This is a genomic window from Marinobacter sp. 1-4A, assembly GCF_016597725.1.
GTDB lineage: Bacteria > Pseudomonadota > Gammaproteobacteria > Pseudomonadales > Oleiphilaceae > Marinobacter.
In genome coordinates, this window is sequence record NZ_VCGY01000004.1 from 327,310 (window position 1) to 342,789 (window position 15,480).

Annotated in this window: 17 protein-coding genes; 10 read left to right on the forward strand and 7 right to left on the reverse strand. The window is 51.8% G+C overall.

What is annotated here, in order from left to right:
- Positions 1 to 5: 5 nt before the first annotated feature.
- Together FE845_RS11270 and selD are read left to right on the forward strand one after the other, a co-directional pair.
- Entirely contained in the window at positions 6 to 635 is a 630-nt protein-coding gene (locus FE845_RS11270) for a helix-hairpin-helix domain-containing protein (RefSeq protein WP_200364580.1), read from the forward strand.
- Positions 635 to 2,911 (forward strand): selenide, water dikinase SelD, encoded by a 2,277-nt coding sequence (gene selD / locus FE845_RS11275; RefSeq protein WP_200364582.1) that lies wholly within the window; start codon positions 635 to 637, stop codon positions 2,909 to 2,911. The genes FE845_RS11270 and selD overlap by 1 nt, the downstream gene beginning before the upstream one ends.
- A gap of 2 nt (positions 2,912 to 2,913) precedes the next feature.
- Here the strand turns inward: selD and senB are convergent, their stop codons facing one another.
- Complete coding sequence (senB, locus tag FE845_RS11280) at positions 2,914 to 3,900, reverse strand: selenoneine biosynthesis selenosugar synthase SenB (protein WP_200364584.1); 987 nt, start codon at positions 3,898 to 3,900, stop codon at positions 2,914 to 2,916.
- 195 nt (positions 3,901 to 4,095) lie between these two features.
- On the opposite strand from senB, the gene FE845_RS11285 reads away from it, so the two are divergent.
- From FE845_RS11285 to FE845_RS11295, 3 genes are read left to right on the forward strand one after another with little or no spacing between them, the layout of a single operon-like run.
- Positions 4,096 to 4,971 (forward strand): putative selenate ABC transporter substrate-binding protein, encoded by an 876-nt coding sequence (locus FE845_RS11285; RefSeq protein WP_200364586.1) that lies wholly within the window; start codon positions 4,096 to 4,098, stop codon positions 4,969 to 4,971.
- Positions 4,971 to 5,621, forward strand: coding sequence for a phosphonate ABC transporter ATP-binding protein (locus FE845_RS11290; RefSeq protein ID WP_200364589.1), 651 nt, complete (start codon positions 4,971 to 4,973; stop codon positions 5,619 to 5,621). Before FE845_RS11285 ends, FE845_RS11290 begins: the two co-directional genes overlap by 1 nt.
- A 16-nt stretch (positions 5,622 to 5,637) precedes the next feature.
- On the forward strand, positions 5,638 to 7,104 hold the full coding sequence (locus FE845_RS11295) for a PhnE/PtxC family ABC transporter permease (protein WP_200364591.1): 1,467 nt from the start codon (positions 5,638 to 5,640) through the stop codon (positions 7,102 to 7,104).
- A 21-nt stretch (positions 7,105 to 7,125) separates the two neighbouring features.
- Here the strand turns inward: FE845_RS11295 and FE845_RS11300 are convergent, their stop codons facing one another.
- The gene (locus tag FE845_RS11300; RefSeq protein ID WP_200364593.1) at positions 7,126 to 8,538 is read right to left on the reverse strand and encodes a MipA/OmpV family protein; all 1,413 of its coding nucleotides are present in this window, start codon (positions 8,536 to 8,538) and stop codon (positions 7,126 to 7,128) included.
- Between the two features lie 34 nt (positions 8,539 to 8,572).
- Positions 8,573 to 10,003, reverse strand: a complete 1,431-nt coding sequence (gene cls / locus FE845_RS11305) for a cardiolipin synthase (RefSeq protein WP_200364595.1) — start codon at positions 10,001 to 10,003, stop codon at positions 8,573 to 8,575.
- A gap of 178 nt (positions 10,004 to 10,181) precedes the next feature.
- Here cls and FE845_RS11310 point away from each other — a divergent pair, with 178 nt between their 5' ends.
- Positions 10,182 to 10,754 carry a hypothetical protein gene (locus FE845_RS11310; protein WP_200364597.1) on the forward strand — a complete coding sequence of 191 codons (573 nt, stop codon included), beginning with the start codon at positions 10,182 to 10,184 and terminating at the stop codon, positions 10,752 to 10,754.
- A 4-nt stretch (positions 10,755 to 10,758) separates the two neighbouring features.
- Here FE845_RS11310 and FE845_RS11315 read toward each other — a convergent pair whose 3' ends face one another.
- Together FE845_RS11315 and FE845_RS11320 are read right to left on the reverse strand one after the other, a co-directional pair.
- Positions 10,759 to 11,061, reverse strand: coding sequence for a hypothetical protein (locus tag FE845_RS11315; RefSeq protein WP_200364599.1), 303 nt, complete (start codon positions 11,059 to 11,061; stop codon positions 10,759 to 10,761).
- 90 nt (positions 11,062 to 11,151) lie between these two features.
- Positions 11,152 to 11,625 carry a hypothetical protein gene (locus tag FE845_RS11320; RefSeq protein WP_200364601.1) on the reverse strand — a complete coding sequence of 158 codons (474 nt, stop codon included), beginning with the start codon at positions 11,623 to 11,625 and terminating at the stop codon, positions 11,152 to 11,154.
- A 170-nt stretch (positions 11,626 to 11,795) separates the two neighbouring features.
- Between FE845_RS11320 and FE845_RS11325 the strand changes: the two genes are divergently transcribed.
- The 3 genes from FE845_RS11325 to FE845_RS11335 are packed head-to-tail and all read left to right on the forward strand — an operon-like array spanning position 11,796 to position 13,996.
- On the forward strand, positions 11,796 to 12,728 hold the full coding sequence (locus FE845_RS11325) for an ABC transporter ATP-binding protein (RefSeq protein WP_200364603.1): 933 nt from the start codon (positions 11,796 to 11,798) through the stop codon (positions 12,726 to 12,728).
- Between the two features lie 12 nt (positions 12,729 to 12,740).
- On the forward strand, positions 12,741 to 13,502 hold the full coding sequence (locus tag FE845_RS11330) for an ABC transporter permease (RefSeq protein WP_200364605.1): 762 nt from the start codon (positions 12,741 to 12,743) through the stop codon (positions 13,500 to 13,502).
- Positions 13,502 to 13,996 (forward strand): DUF192 domain-containing protein, encoded by a 495-nt coding sequence (locus FE845_RS11335; RefSeq protein WP_227714266.1) that lies wholly within the window; start codon positions 13,502 to 13,504, stop codon positions 13,994 to 13,996. The genes FE845_RS11330 and FE845_RS11335 overlap by 1 nt, the downstream gene beginning before the upstream one ends.
- Here the strand turns inward: FE845_RS11335 and FE845_RS11340 are convergent.
- Entirely contained in the window at positions 13,993 to 14,778 is a 786-nt protein-coding gene (locus FE845_RS11340) for an enoyl-CoA hydratase (RefSeq protein WP_200364607.1), read from the reverse strand. The two genes, FE845_RS11335 and FE845_RS11340, sit on opposite strands and share 4 nt — an antisense overlap.
- A 172-nt stretch (positions 14,779 to 14,950) precedes the next feature.
- Between FE845_RS11340 and FE845_RS11345 the strand changes: the two genes are divergently transcribed.
- On the forward strand, positions 14,951 to 15,094 hold the full coding sequence (locus tag FE845_RS11345; protein ID WP_200364609.1) for a hypothetical protein: 144 nt from the start codon (positions 14,951 to 14,953) through the stop codon (positions 15,092 to 15,094).
- Positions 15,095 to 15,122: 28 nt separating this feature from the next.
- Here FE845_RS11345 and FE845_RS11350 read toward each other — a convergent pair whose 3' ends face one another.
- Positions 15,123 to 15,398 carry a YrhK family protein gene (locus tag FE845_RS11350; RefSeq protein ID WP_200364611.1) on the reverse strand — a complete coding sequence of 92 codons (276 nt, stop codon included), beginning with the start codon at positions 15,396 to 15,398 and terminating at the stop codon, positions 15,123 to 15,125.
- Positions 15,399 to 15,480: the final 82 nt, after the last annotated feature.

The window sequence follows — 15,480 nt, forward strand, 5'->3', positions numbered from 1 at the left end:
TACCCATGGCAAAAAATGCCAAATCGAGCGTTGATAAAATCGTTAAGAAGGTCAACAAGGAATTTGAGAAAACGTCCGCTCAGATTGAAGCTTTAATCAGCGATGCAATGAAGCACTTCGATAGCCTGCAACAGCAAGTTCAGGACCCTGTGCGTAAGCTGCTGAAGGAAGTTGATGAACTTCGCGAGCGCGAATTAAGACGTTTCAACGACGAATTTGAACGTCGTTTGGATGAGTTCCACGAGCTGCAATCCAACATTCTTGAGCGGCTGGGGGTTGCCTCCAAAGAAGACATTAAGAAAGCCGAAAAAGAGAGCAAAAAAGAGCTCAAGAAAAAGCCTGCAGCTAGCAAGAAGCCTGCGACTAAGAAGGCTGCTCCCCAAAAAGCCGCCGCTGCAAAGCTTGCCGCAAAAAAACCGGCCACCTCCAAGAAAGAAAAGAAACCGACCGACAAAAGCGACCTTACCTTGGTAAAAGGCATTGGGCCCGCAACAGCTAAAAAAATGAAAGAAGCCGGGATTACATCCATCGATCAAATAGCCAACCCATCCGAAGCGGATCAAGAAAAATTGAGCGCTTTCTCCAGCATCAAAGGCTTTGATCAACTCACAGCTGAAGCCAAGAAAATCAACTGATGCGAACGCCTGACCAGCCTGTTTTACGGGACATAGTCCTGATTGGCGGTGGGCACAGCCACGTCGGTGTACTAAAGCGGTTTGCAATGAAACCAGTACCCGGCGTGCGCCTGACCCTTATCTGCCGTGATACTCACACGCCCTACTCCGGAATGCTGCCAGGTTATGTGGCTGGACATTACAGTTACGACGATGTGCACATTGATCTGAGCCGTCTGGCAGAGTTTGCTGGAGCGCGGTTCTATCGTGCAGAAGCCATAGGCATTGATCGCACTAACAAACGGGTAATCTGTAAAGGTCGGCCGGATGTGCCTTACGACATACTATCCATCAACATCGGCTCATCCCCCAGAGTAAATGAAGTGGAAGGTGCTGCTGAATACGCAGTACCTGTGAAGCCGATTACCGGTTTCAACAACCGATGGCTTGCTCTGCTCTCGCGCATTGAAAGCCACGAAGGGCCGCTTACTATTGGTGTTGTCGGTGCAGGTGCTGGCGGTGTTGAGCTTACTCTGGCTATGCAGTACCGGCTTAAAAACGAGTTGGAGCAGCGAGGTCAAGATTCTGATCAATTGCACTTTCATTTGTTTGATGCTGCAAACGAAATCCTCCCTACCCACAATGGGAAAGTGCGTGAAGTTTTTCGAAAAACACTCTCTGAACGGGGCGTAAAGCTTCACCTCGGCTCCCCAGTCGAAAAAGTCAGCGAAGGTTTGTTACGCACCGCCTCTGGCGAAACCCTTCAAACCGACGAAGTTCTCTGGGTAACCCGCGCTGGCGGGCCGTCTTGGCTGAAAGAAACGGGCCTAGCGCTCGATGACGGCCTCTTTTTAAGGGTCCGCGATACCCTGCAGGTAGAAAACGACGACAACATTTTTGCTGCTGGCGACATTGCAAATGTTGTCAATCATCCCCGGGAAAAGGCCGGTGTATTTGCTGTCCGCCAGGGGCCGCCTTTGGCGGACAATCTCAAACGCTTGGCACTTGGTAAGGCACCGAAGGATTTTCATCCCCAGAAAAAATGGCTTGCGCTTATCAGCACCGGTGATAAGTATGCCGTCGCCTCTCGCGGTGACACTCAGCTTGAAGGTGCGCTGGTGTGGCGTTGGAAAGACTGGATCGATCGTCGGTTTATGAATAAGTTCACCGACCTGCCCCCCATGGAAGAGGCCTCCAGCCTACCCGATACCGCTGCGGCGCAGAACCCGGAGGAAGCCTCTCAGGCTATTTCTGCGGTCGCTATGCGGTGCGGAGGCTGCGGCGCCAAGGTTGGCAGCACAGTCCTATCACGGGCGCTGGGTGAACTTCGGCCCATAGAGCGAGACGACATTCTGATTGGCCTACACGCGCCAGACGATGCAGCTGTTCTACGGGTTCCGCCGGGAATGGCGGTAGTGCACACCGTTGATTTTTTCCGGGCATTTATTGATGACCCTTACACGTTTGGTCGCGTTGCCGCTAACCACGCCTTAGGCGATGTGTTTGCTATGGGCGCCGAAGCTCAAAGTGCGACTGCAGTTGCTACCGTGCCCTATGGTATTGAGTCCAAGGTGGAAGACGTGGTGTTCCAGATGATGTCTGGTGCTGTGGATGTATTAAATGAGGCCGGTTGTGCACTCGTTGGCGGCCATACCGGTGAAGGCCGCGAGCTTGCGTTAGGTTTTGCGGTTAATGGCCTCATCAACCCTGAGGAGGTGATGAGTAAAGGTGGCTTACGAGCCGGTGATGTCCTTATTCTCACCAAGCCAATTGGAACCGGCACCCTGTTCGCAGCTCACGCCCGACTGGCCGCCAAAGGCCGTTGGATCGACTCTGCCCTCGCTTCTATGGTGCAGTCTAACAAGGCCGCTGCCGACTGCCTTCGCGGTTTCGGCTCTAAAGCCTGCACAGACGTAACGGGTTTTGGTCTGTTAGGCCATCTGGTTGAAATGACTCGGCCATCCGGTGTTGATGCGGAATTGAACCTCTCTGCGATTCCTATTTTGCCAGGCGCCGAAGAAACCGCAGCGGCGGGCATTCTAAGCTCCTTGCAACCCGCCAACATACGCCTGCGCCGTGGTATTCGAGATCAGGAGAAGTGGGTGAAACACCCGCGTTACCCGCTAATTTTTGATCCACAAACTGCTGGTGGCTTGCTAGCCAGTGTTGCGGCAGAGAAGGCGGAAGACTGTGTGCAAGCCCTCAAGGCACTCGGTTACCCGCACACTGCCATTATTGGTCGGGTAACACCTCAGGAAGAAAGTGGGCCGATCGAGCCAATTACGTTACGGGATTGAGCTTAAAGGATATTTCTGGGGCTGTGTCGCAGTGCGAGTGAAAGCGCCTGCTCCAGAGATTTCCTCTCTTTTTCCGGTGTGAACCTGACAGCAAGTTGGCTTACCTGATCTCTCAATACCTCCACGAACGTTGGGTCACTCTCTGCACGCTCCAGCACGTCGGCCAAGGCTTGAGTGTCTCCAACCGGGTAGTAGCCCCTGTAATTCCTGCCGAGAAGCCCGACATTCCCCGAAATATTCGACGCAATGATCGGCAAACCAGCCCGACAAGCTTCTGATACGACATTCGCCCCACCTTCCATCACAGAACTCATCACCAGTAACTCGCTATCGACCATCAGCTGGGCGATAGCGCTTTTCTCCAGTTCACCGAGCCACCTAAACCGTGGGTTCTGCTGCAACTCCTGCTTCGCTAGCATGGCCCATCGCTCATTGTGGGGCTTGCCCGCACAGGAGACCCGAATGCGCGAATTGGCGGGTAGTAGCCTGGCCGCCATGGCTGCACGCAGGGTGTCTTTTTCCTCTCTTAGATGGCCGATTACACACACATCAAAATATGCCGATTCCTCAGACGCTCTCAAGGATAGTCCAGCAGGCTTCTCAGCAGACTGAAAAAGGGTTATCAGCTTGCTTCGCAAGCTCTCCGGAATATCATCACCCACTTGATCGTGCAGCCCAATCAATACATCGGCGACCTGCATGGAGTAAAGGGTTTGCTGTGGGAATTCGTGCTGGTGCCGGTAAACATCCGTTCCTGTGAGAGCCACCACCAATGGTTTTTCCGGCCAGATCTCCCGAAACAGGCGCACGGCGGTGTAACTACGCCAAGCATGCAAAGCAAGAAAAAGATCACAGGCTTCTCCGTTATATTCCGTAACAACAGATACCCTGTGCCCCAACTGCTCCAGCAACACCTGCCAGCGCTCCGCGGTTGCCCTGTTGCCAGCCTTCGAGCCCGGGCTAGCGGGCGTGAGAACGATGATATCCATAGACCTCTTCGGTATAAATTGCCCCGTTCAGGGCCGTAATGGAATTTTGTTAGACTTGTAGGCGTTCATAAAGAATAGTGTCCGGACATATGACCTATTTAAACCCGTAATTCGTATAGCTGTTCAGGGTTTCAACGAATCAGAGTATCCTGCATATACGCTCTATCAATCACACAAAACAATCAAGGATTTCAAATGGCTTTGAATTTTATACGGAAGTTGGTGCTTTCTAGTTTCTTGTTTGCCACCGCTGCAGCTGCATCGGCGGAGACATTTGTATTCACAGCAATCCCGGATGAAGACGAAACCAAACTTGTTGAACGTTTTCGTGGTGTCGCCGATTACCTCTCCGAGCAACTCGATGTAGATGTTCGCTACATCCCAGTGAAGTCTTACGCAGCTGCAGTGTCTGCTTTTCGCAATAATCAGGTTCAGTTAGCCTGGTTTGGCGGGCTTTCCGGCGTACAGGCTCGCAGGCTGGTTCCAGGCTCTGAAGCAATCGCTCAAGGTGTTGAAGACAAGGCCTTCGAAACCTATTTTATTGCCAACATCAATACCGGCATAAAGCCAGCGGACAAGCTTACTGAGCTGGAAAGCCAACTCAAGGGCAAAACCTTTACTTTCGGCTCCAAAGGCTCCACCTCTGGTCGCCTGATGCCCGAGTTTTACGTGCGCGATACCTTTGATTCAAAGCCGGAAGACTTTTTCTCCCGGGTAGGCTTCAGCGGTAACCACACACGCACCCTGCGCTTGGTTGAAGCTGGAACCTATGATATAGGCGCCCTCAACTTCCAGGTTTGGGAAAAGGAACTGGGCGATGGCAACATTGATACTGATGCCGTTCAGGTCATTTGGAAAACACCTGCCTATCCGGACTATCAGTGGACCATCCGTGGGGATGTAAACGAGCGTTTTGGTGACGGTTTCAAACAGCGGGTTACGGAAGCCCTGCTTAATCTAGATAATCCAGAGCTTCTGGAAAGCTTCCCGCGTTCAGGTTTCATTCCCGCTTCCAACGATGATTATGAGCCTATTCGTAAAACAGCAGAAGAGATTGGAATCCTCGATTGATGTCAGGCTTCGACCTCTCTGGCCTTACGGCTTCATTCAGCGGCAAGCGGGTTATTGGCCCGCTGTCGCTGCAGGTTAACCCGGGCGACAAAATCGCCTTAGTGGGTAAAAGTGGCGCAGGAAAATCCACTCTTATTCGCTTAATTCACGAACGTGTTAATCGAGACTCATCCCTTGTTCCGCAAGATTTAGGCTTGGTGAACGCCCTGTCCGTATTCCATAACGTATTTATGGGGCAGTTGGACAAGCATACTACTTGGTACAACACGGTGACGCTTGCACGACCATTCGCCAAGGACCGAACCGAAGTAACCGCACTGTTGCAGTCTTTGGGAATGAAAGAAAAACTCTGGACACCCACAGCCTCGCTTTCCGGGGGGCAGCGGCAACGTGTTGCCATTGCTCGGGCGCTATACCGGAACGCAGCGGTGCTTTTGGCGGATGAGCCAGTATCCGCACTCGATGGACCCATGGCTAACTCGGTTATGACACTTCTTCGGGATCGCTTTTCAACCAGTATCATCGCGCTACACGATGTTGAGCTAGCGCTGAGTTATTGCACCAGAATTGTTGGCATACAGGATGGCCAAGTCGCTCTGGATCAACCCAGCGAAGGCCTCACCTCTTCAGACATTATGTCTCTTTACTAGGTAACACAGCCGTTCCATGCTCTCCTCTCCAACGGTTCGTACAAGCCTCATTTTCCTCGCCATCGCCTTGGTCGGGCTGCTGTTTGCAGACATCGCCATCACCGCATCCAACCCCTGGCGGGATTTGGGCAATTTTTTTTTGGGAATCGTAACGCCCAACTTTTTTAGTAGTGAAGGGCTGATGACCGCACTGTTGAGAACAGTCGCCTTCGCGTTCGTTGGGGTCGCGCTTGGGGGTGTTGTCGGGTTCCTATTGGCCTTGGTTTACCGCTCTTTGCCCGTGCGGATGTTTTGCGCATTTGTCCGCGCGATTCACGAGCTATTTTGGGCTCTGATTTTTCTGCAGTTTTTTGGGTTTCATCCGCTTACCGGGGTACTGGCCATCGCAATTCCCTATGCGGGAATCTTTGCCAAAGTGTATTCAGAAATTCTGGAAGAAGCTGACCCGGAACCCGGTCGTGTACTACCACCCGGCACCGGGAATATTACCGCATTTCTCTATACCCGCATCCCCGACTGCTGGGTGAAGATGCGCACTTACACCGCGTATCGGCTTGAATGCGGCTTACGCTCTAGCGCGATTCTCGGGTTCGTTGGTCTGCCAACACTGGGTTTCTACTTGGAGGCGTCCTTCTCTCAGGGGCTTTACTCCGACGCGGGTGCCATGCTGATTCTGTTTTATGTGTTAATCGCCACCATGCCTCTTTGGGTGCGCCCCAAACTTCTTCCTGTTTACATTCTCGGAGCGCCGTTCTTTCTTGGGGAAGGCTTACCCATTGTTTGGGGCAATTTGCAGCGGTTTTTTACTGAAGACATAGTTCCGGCTCCACTGCGCAATGGAGAGGGTCTTGCAGGCTTAACACCGTGGTTGAGCGACTTGATGGTTAATGAAGCCATGCCGGGCATCTGGCACACTATCGTGCTTACCCAAATCGCGCTTGTGGCAACCGGAATCATATCGCTCTTGGCATTCCCGTTGATTTCCAATCACTTTGGCGGGCCAATAAGGCGTAATGCAGGGCATGTCGCATTGGTTATTGCGCGCTCTACGCCGGAATACATTCTGGCGTATATCCTGTTACAGCTCTGGGGGCCATCCATGCTACCGGCTGTTGTAGCTCTGGCATTGCATAATGGCGGTATTATCGGGCACCTGATTGGTCGACAGACCAACTCCATCAAGCTTCGTGCCGACGCCATAACAGGGTTTAATCGCTACAGTTGGGAACTTGTGCCCCGGGTGTACCGCTCGTTTCTCGCGTTTTTATTCTATCGCTGGGAAATCATCATGCGTGAAACCGCGATTTTGGGGATTTTAGGCATCTATACGCTTGGGTTTTATGTAGACAGCGCCATACAGAACATCCGATTTGACCGCGCTATGGTGTTGATCTTGGTAACCGCCCTGCTCAACATTGGTGTTGATGCACTCGGACGATACATTCGCCGCAAGCTCGCACTGCAAACGATGCCAACCTGCTAGTGTCCCACCAGACTAAGCCACTTAACGTTTGCACTCTATGTGGCCAGACACCATATCAGAGCCACCGGAAACATTACTGAGAATATCCGACTTTGCAAAAATACCGGACCGGTGCAACAACGAAATACCCACATAGCAGTTTCGCACGGCCTTGTTTTCGAACATCAGCCGCAGCGGCACATCGAATTGCCCCTCCAAGTAATTGAGAAAGTGCGAGGTGTTTTGCTCACGCTTAGCTTGTTTCACCTGCTCAACGTAAGGCACTTCCGAGGCATAAGAGAATCCAAAACCAATACCAAAACGAAGCCACTCTTCGGATGTCCATGGAGAGCGACCAGTCGTCATGGCCATCACGTAGGCATTGTATTCACCAAAATCACTCTGATTACCATTCTCTAAGCGCCGGTTAAGCGACACCCTCCCCCAGTAGTCTATGTATTCGCCATCAGAAATCAGCTTTCCCAGCGTTAAACCGGTCATGTAAGCGTGAACATCCTCACTGCGCTTCAGGGTGCCAGTGAGTGTGCGAGTGAATGGCCCTTCTGCTTGATAGCCAGCATTCACCCGCCACGACCACTCTCCGAAACGACCCGAGTCAGGCCGTTTGGTTGAATCATCCAGAGCATTTCCAAACAAGTAGGCAAAACCGAATGTAGCGGACGTAAGCTGAGATTCATCCACTAGCGGGCTGTTGAAGATCTCACTATCGACATGTTGCGACGCAATGTTTGAAAACAGCAACAGGTGCGGTGTTGCCCGATAAGAGGTATTAATGCCAGCACGCCAGAAAACAGCAGAATCTGGCTGGTAAAAAGGCCTCTCAGGCAACGCCTCGCTCGGATCGACGCCGTAATAGTAGTCTGTAAGATCACTGTGCTGGTATACGTAACTGATAAAGGGCGACACAGACCAACGCCCTGGCGTCCAATCATAGGAGTAGGTGAAGTCCCACTCATGCCCATTGTGAGCGCCTAAAACGTCATTAACCCAAGTTGTAGAAAGCGAACCCCAGTCGGTAAACACCGTCGCTGAGAGGCCCACATCAACCGTCTGATCCCGATCACGCACACCGTTGAAATAAGGAGCAGCGTCTGATTCAAAGCGGTTGAAACGGTATTTCGCTAATAGATCAACGGATAGCCACTCCTGCTTCAAAAGGTGCGCGCCAGCCGATGTTCCATGGGCAAATAGCCATTTGCCTTCATAGAGATAGAGCGGTATTAGATCTGTTTTATTATCGTTCAACAAACCAGAAATGTTGTCGACGCCAACGTAAGGGCTTGTTCCTCTGCGTAGTGCTGCCCCAAGACCTACCGTGCCTTCCGGCACATCATTTATGGGGGTTCTGGTATCCGGAAGGCTGGCGTAACTGTTACTTGCCGCTAGGCAGCACAAGCCCAGAAGCGCGCCTTGCCCTATCAATCCTATTCGCATCGTGTTTTTCCACCGTGCCGCTAACACCACCTGCTCACAAAACCGGACCGATGGTTGCGATAACGTTGTGCCATATTCGTTCGTGGTAATGCCATGCAAGTACGCTGGGCAAGGTCACTACTTCAGACCGATTGATATAGCTCTGTTGGCGCTCCGCAATGGCTTGAGTTGTGGCCTCATCTTGCAGGAGAATATTATTCTCATAGTTCAGATCAAAACTTCGCAAATCGAGATTGGAAGATCCGATCAAACTGATTTTGCCGTCAATAGTGAGGGTTTTTGCATGCAGAAGCCCTCCTTTGAATTCATGAATGATGCAACCTGCATCGAGCAGCCGGTGATAATAGCTGCGACTGGCAGCAGCCACAATCCAGCTATCGTTTACCTTCGGAAATATCAACGCAACCTTTACACCCCGGTAGGCTGCTGCGCACAGGGCTTCAAGAACAGTCGCGTCGGGAACAAAGTAAGGAGTAGAAAGTGTCAGCTCACTTTGGGCGCAGGCAAATAGATTGGCAAAAAGATGTGGCGTAGCGCCATGGCGTTCTGTTGGCCCAACGCCCATAACTTGAGCCGGAAAACCGCCTTTCCTCCGCCCCGAGGATAGCGGAATGCCATCTAACGATTCGTTGGTTGCCTGCATCCAATCACTGGCAAACAGCAGTTGATTCTGGACCACCACCGGCCCCGTAAACCGAAGCATGATATCCACCCAGGGAGCGTACTTGGCTTTCACCAAAAATTCCGGATCTGCAGAGTTTCGGCTGCCACAATAGGTAATGCGCGCATCGATCACCGTGATCTTGCGATGATTCCGGAGGTCCAGCCGGCTCGTCAGAATGGTGCGAATAGGATGCTTAAGCGAGAGTGCAACAGCCATGCGAACCCCCGCCTCTTTCATCCGCTGCCAAAGAGCGGACTTAATCATCCCGCGAGACCCGAGACCATCAGCCATGGCCCGGCAAGTAACGCCTCTTCGGGCCGCACGAATCAGCGCTTCGGCAATAGCGTGTCCTGTGTTGTCGTTCAACCAGATGTAATACAAAACATGTACGTGATCGGTTGCCGCATCAATATCTGCGACCATCCGGGCAAGTGTTTCGGCACCGTCGCTCATTAACTCTGCCGTGTTGCCCGTCGACGGGTGGAAACCATTGATGGAACCGGCATAGCGGAAGGCGGGTTGGTAAACCGGCTCAATCAGTTTTTCTGTATTGGTCGCATTCCCCATAAACCAAGATGCTTTGGCCCGTATTTCTTCGAACACCTCTTTGTGCCGCTTACTCGCCCGGTTTCCAATATCTGTTTCGCCAAACAGAAAATAAATGACGCTGCCGAAGTAAGGTAAAAGATTGAGCACCACAAACCAGGCAAGCCGCCCCGGAGGCGACAGATCATCGCGGAGCAGAATCCGGATGGTGAAGGTAAGAACCAACAGTGTATGAAGTGCCAGAATAACGGTCATCAGGCTGCCTTTGAAGATGTGGAATCCATCGTTCTTTAATAAACCACTGCCAACTTTGTCACAATTCCCGCATCAAGGCCCCACTTAAAGGCATTTCTGCCCAAGAGTTAGCGGCGGCCAACAGATACAATCCGTTACACTCCTGAAACGTTCTGCAATATTCAAGGTAGCACCACTCATGATCGACGCACTTGTTGCACTTACTCAGGCTGGCTTACTGGTTTTGCTTGTGACTTTAGCGTGGCGAATGCTGATGCTGGCCCGCACCGAGCCGCTCATGGCAGCCAGTGCCGGGCACCCGCCGACACAACTGGCACGTAAAGAGAAGCCCGTGTTGCGAAAGCCGAAACGTCCAGCTTCTACGGATCGTACAGAGTTGTTTACCCACCTGCATATTCTTGCGGGGTTACAGGAACGGGATTGCCGAATAAGTGGGCTGCATCTGAGCGAAGCTCCCGAAACGGTTCGTGCTTACGCAGTTGCTTGGTTATACGGGGCCGGTTGCGCCCTGTGCAGCCAATCCGAGCGCCACAGCGACGCGCTTGCAGCTTTGGTTGCACAAATTGCTCACCGCAAAACCGGTATCCGACAGACGGAAGCCATTCAAGCCATTGCAACACTGACATCCTGCGGAGTATTACTTGCCTGCTTTCGAGCCGGACTGGAAGGCGCCGAATACTGGCAGAGCCACCAGTACGTTCAGCCTGAAAACAGCCTTTACTCGGCCATTACAGCGAACGCACTGATCTAATTGCTTAACTTTTAGTTTGCTGTTCCAGCATCCAGTCTGTCCCCAATGGAACAGGCTCTGTCTGGTTAGGCTTATCTGCGGGTACACCTGCCACAGATGGACGGGTAAATGCACCATCATCGGTGGTTGCCATAGACTCAACATCTACAGAGAGAACCAGATAAGTGGCTCCTCCAGACACGACTCTGGCCCGATGCGTGAGACCAAATACGAAACGGCAGTAGTCCAGCTTTAACTGCATGAGATCCTGTTCTGCCTTGCGAATCTTCCGAAGCAATACTTTTTGTACACTGTCCCCGTATTCCATCACGATTTCTCTAAAGTTAGCCTGAATTTTTGCACGATTTTACACTTTCCTGAATGTTTGTCAGCCGGGATATCTATTGAATCCCACTGTTTAGCTGGCTGAGTGATCTCTGGCCTGAAATACCAGCTTTATCGGCACCACATCTGAAAGAGGCTTCTGCCCTTCCTGTAGATCAATTCGCCAGACCATTTCTCCACCCGTCGTGCACAGAGGTGCCGAAAAACGAGCTGAATACCTATCGCCGCCTTCGTGTCGCATGGGCACCGGGTACTCCCCCATATACATAGATTCACCACGCAACACGGCCAAAAACCGCTTCGGTGCTGTCGGTGTAAGAACAGATAGCTGGTATTCTTCGCCCTGCCTACCATCGCCCAAACGTTGCAGGCCCACCTTCCACACTCCTGCATCTGTTTGCCACTCACAGGGCGCCTCCAGTAGATCACAGACCGGTTGGTCCACCGTCGGGAGGGTTTTATCTGTGGGTTGTAGCCAACGGCCACCGAACACAACCGCTGAAATAAAGGCCAAAATAAAACCCAGAACCACAATTGCTCGTAACATACCGGTACTCAGTTGAGACCCCTCGTGAAAACAATAGCGAAAACCGTATTGAAAACAGCGAACCATTATGGACACTATCCCACTCCAGGCAAAGATTTCTAAACCAGCGCCATACATGAGAAAATGCTGCGCTTTCATCTCTGACCCACTTTCAGGAACAGGACACGCCCGTGCAGCCGGATATTTCCGTTAAGAACCTGAACAAGGTTTATGAGGGCGGCTTTCAGGCCCTAAAGAACATCAATCTGGAAATCAATCGAGGCGAAATTTTTGCCTTGCTCGGCCCCAACGGGGCTGGCAAAACCACGATGATCAGCATTATTTGCGGCATTACCAATATGTCTTCCGGAGAAGTCCGGGCCGCAGGCTTTGACATCGTAAAAGACTACCGCAAAGCCCGCGAAACCATTGGCCTAGTGCCGCAAGAGCTCAATACCGATTCCTTTGAAACCGTCTGGAATGCCGTGTCATTCAGCCGGGGCCTGTTCGGCAAAGCGCCCAACCCAGCCCACATTGAGAAAGTACTAAAGGATTTATCGCTTTGGGATAAGCGCAACAATCGCATCATGACCCTCTCTGGCGGTATGAAACGTCGGCTGATGATTGCCAAAGCGCTCTCCCATGAACCGCGAATACTGTTTCTTGATGAGCCTACGGCGGGCGTAGATGTAGAACTGCGCCGTGATATGTGGGAGATGGTACGAAAGCTTCGGGAAGATGAAGTGACCATTATCCTCACAACCCACTACATCGAAGAAGCCGAGGAAATGGCGGATCGCATCGGGGTCATTCGCCAAGGCGAAATAATTCTGGTGGAAGACAAAACCCAGCTAATGAGCAAACTCGGCAAAAAGGAACTACGCCTGCAACTGCAGAACAAGCTCGAAAAGGTGCCCGGTGAACTCCTACTGGAGCCGGTAGAACTTTCAGACGATGGCTATGAACTGATCTATACCTTCGACTCCCAACAGGAACAAGCCGGTGTGGCTCGACTACTGCGAACACTTGGGGATATTGGAATCGACTACCGAGACCTTCGCACCCGGGAGAGTTCTTTGGAAGAGATTTTTGTCGGCCTTGTGCACGAACCAGCCGAAGGCTAACGGGAGAAAGGCATGAATTTTTACGGTGTTAAAGCCATCTACAACTTTGAAATGTCTCGCATGCGGCGCACTCTGATGCAAAGTGTGCTTTCGCCAGTCATCTCCACGTGTCTATATTTTGTGGTATTTGGCTCGGCCATCGGTTCGCGCATGGGCGATATCGACAACATCGCATACGGTGCCTATATAATTCCCGGCTTGGTCATGCTGTCGCTGCTGATGCAAAGCATCTCCAACGCCTCGTTTGGCATCTACATGCCGAAGTTCTCCGGTACCATCTACGAAGTGCTTTCTGCGCCTGTCTCTTACGTTGAAGTAGTGCTGGGCTATGTGGGTGCCGCAGCCACCAAATCCGTCATATTAGGTTTGATCATTCTCGCCACTGCACGCCTGTTTGTGGACTACAGCATATTGCATCCCTTCTGGATGTTCTCATTTCTGGTGCTTACTGCCGTCACCTTCAGTTTGTTCGGCTTTATCATCGGCATCTGGGCCGATGGTTTCGAAAAGCTGCAAATTGTTCCCATGATGATCGTGACCCCGCTGACGTTTCTTGGCGGCACCTTCTATTCCATCGATATGCTCCCGGAGATCTGGCAAACCATCAGTCTTTTTAACCCGGTGGTTTACCTGATCAGCGGATTTAGATGGGCCTTCTATGGCGTATCTGATGTGCATATAGGCATAAGCGTAGGAATGACTCTTCTCTTCCTCGGCGCTTGTATGGCAGGCATCTGGTGGATCTTCAAAACCGGTTACCGGCTGCGTAGCTGATGCGAAACTCACGCACTGCACTAAGCCTTGCGGCCATGCTAGCAGGCTGCTCCGGCTCCGGGGCGGTTGAACCGTCTGCCAAACTGCCGGTTCATACCGGATGCTTTGTGGCGGACTCGAATACTGTACACGTTCGGCTGGAACTTGCGGTCGCCCCAAAAGAACGCCAAAAAGGACTCATGGGCAGGGAATCTCTGGCTGCCAACTCGGGCATGCTGTTTCAATACCAAAAGCAGCGGGGGCCGGATTACAGCTTCTGGATGTACCAAACACTCATCCCGTTGGATATCGCGTACCTTGATGAGCAAGGCATTATTGGCAACATTCGGCAGATGGAGCCTTGCGAATCTACCAATGGCGCCCGATGCCCCAGCTACCCTGCCGAAGTCGAGTTTGTATCGGCCGTAGAAATGAACATGGGCTTTTTCAAGGCCAACGGCATTGGCATTGGAGACCGTCTAAAGCTAGGAGAAAACAACTGTACTAACCGCTAGCTGTCCTTCCATTCCGGCTTGCGCTTATCCAAAAACGCACAGATGCCTTCCTGCGCATCGTGCGCCCGTAGATTTTCAGCCATAACCTTGGCCGTATAGTCGTAAGCACCTGCCAACGGCATTTCCAGTTGCTTATAGAAAGCGCCCTTACCTATTTTTAAGGTGTGCCCAGACTTCTCCGCAATGGTGCGAGCCATGCCGTACACAGTTTCATCCAACAGCGATTCATCAACAACGCGGTTTACCAACCCAATCTGTTCTGCACGAGCAGCACTGATCATCTCGCCTGTAAGCAGCATCTCCATGGCATGCTTACGGGACACGTTGCGAGACAAAGCGACCATAGGCGTTGAACAGAACAGCCCAATATTCACGCCTGGCGTTGCGAAGCGCGCAGAGTCCGCTGCCACAGCAAGATCACAGCTGGCCACCAACTGACAGCCTGCAGCCGTTGCAACACCCGCCACACGCGCAATCACCGGCTTTGGGAGGTAAACGACCAACTGCATCACTTCACTGCACCGTTTAAATAACGCCAGCTGAAACTCGTTGCTATTCAGTTGATCGCGAATCTCCTTGAGATCATGCCCGGCACAGAACACCTTACCCGCCGAAGCAATGATCACAACCCGACTAGCATCATCTGCCGCACTATCCGATAACGCCTCAGCCAAAGCATCAAGCATTGCCATCGACAGGCTGTTGCGCTTGTTCGGCTGGTTAAGGGTAAGCGTGGTAATGCCGTTGCTATCCGTACTTCGAGTAACTAGATCGGCCATCATTAACTACCTCATAAACCCGGGAACTAGAAATGCATTTAAGCAGTCAGTATCAGGCAGGACGCCTAGACTGTCGAAGCGACTTTTGTAGAACATCACCTTAGCGGTTGTTTTAGCAGCGCGTTGCCCATAGGGTCTGTATATAAGACAGCAAGCCGATTCATAGGAGAAGGGAATGCTCAACTCCAACATACTGAAGGCGATTGTGGCCATAGCGATCATTGCAGGCGGAATTTACGTCATTATTCTTGATGAGCCTGCGACGCCAACCGGTGATATCAACAGCATTCAGCCACTGCCAGAGCAGGATGAGCCTTGATTTTGGGGATGTGATGAGGTTTTGGTTCCTAGCTCTCCCAATTGCTAGCTGGTATCCGCTTTACATGAATATGGCTAACCAGCCGAATGGTGGGTCGTACCAAAAATTGGAAGCTACCAATGATGAAAAGCCAAACAGCCGCTTTTTCGTACTCCGGGTACAGGAATAGGATACTGCCCACTAGAAACCAGATAGCAATAAAGAAGTCATTAGCGATGCTAATCACCTCATAGCGCCGGCGAATGATTAACTCTTCATGCCCAAGCTTCAAAGTCAGCGGTTTGTCTATACGGTCTTGAACCATGGCACCCCCTCATTAAGGTAATTCAGCTCTCCTCAATCACAACGCCGTCAGCATACTGTAAGACAGGCACGGTACCCTTCGG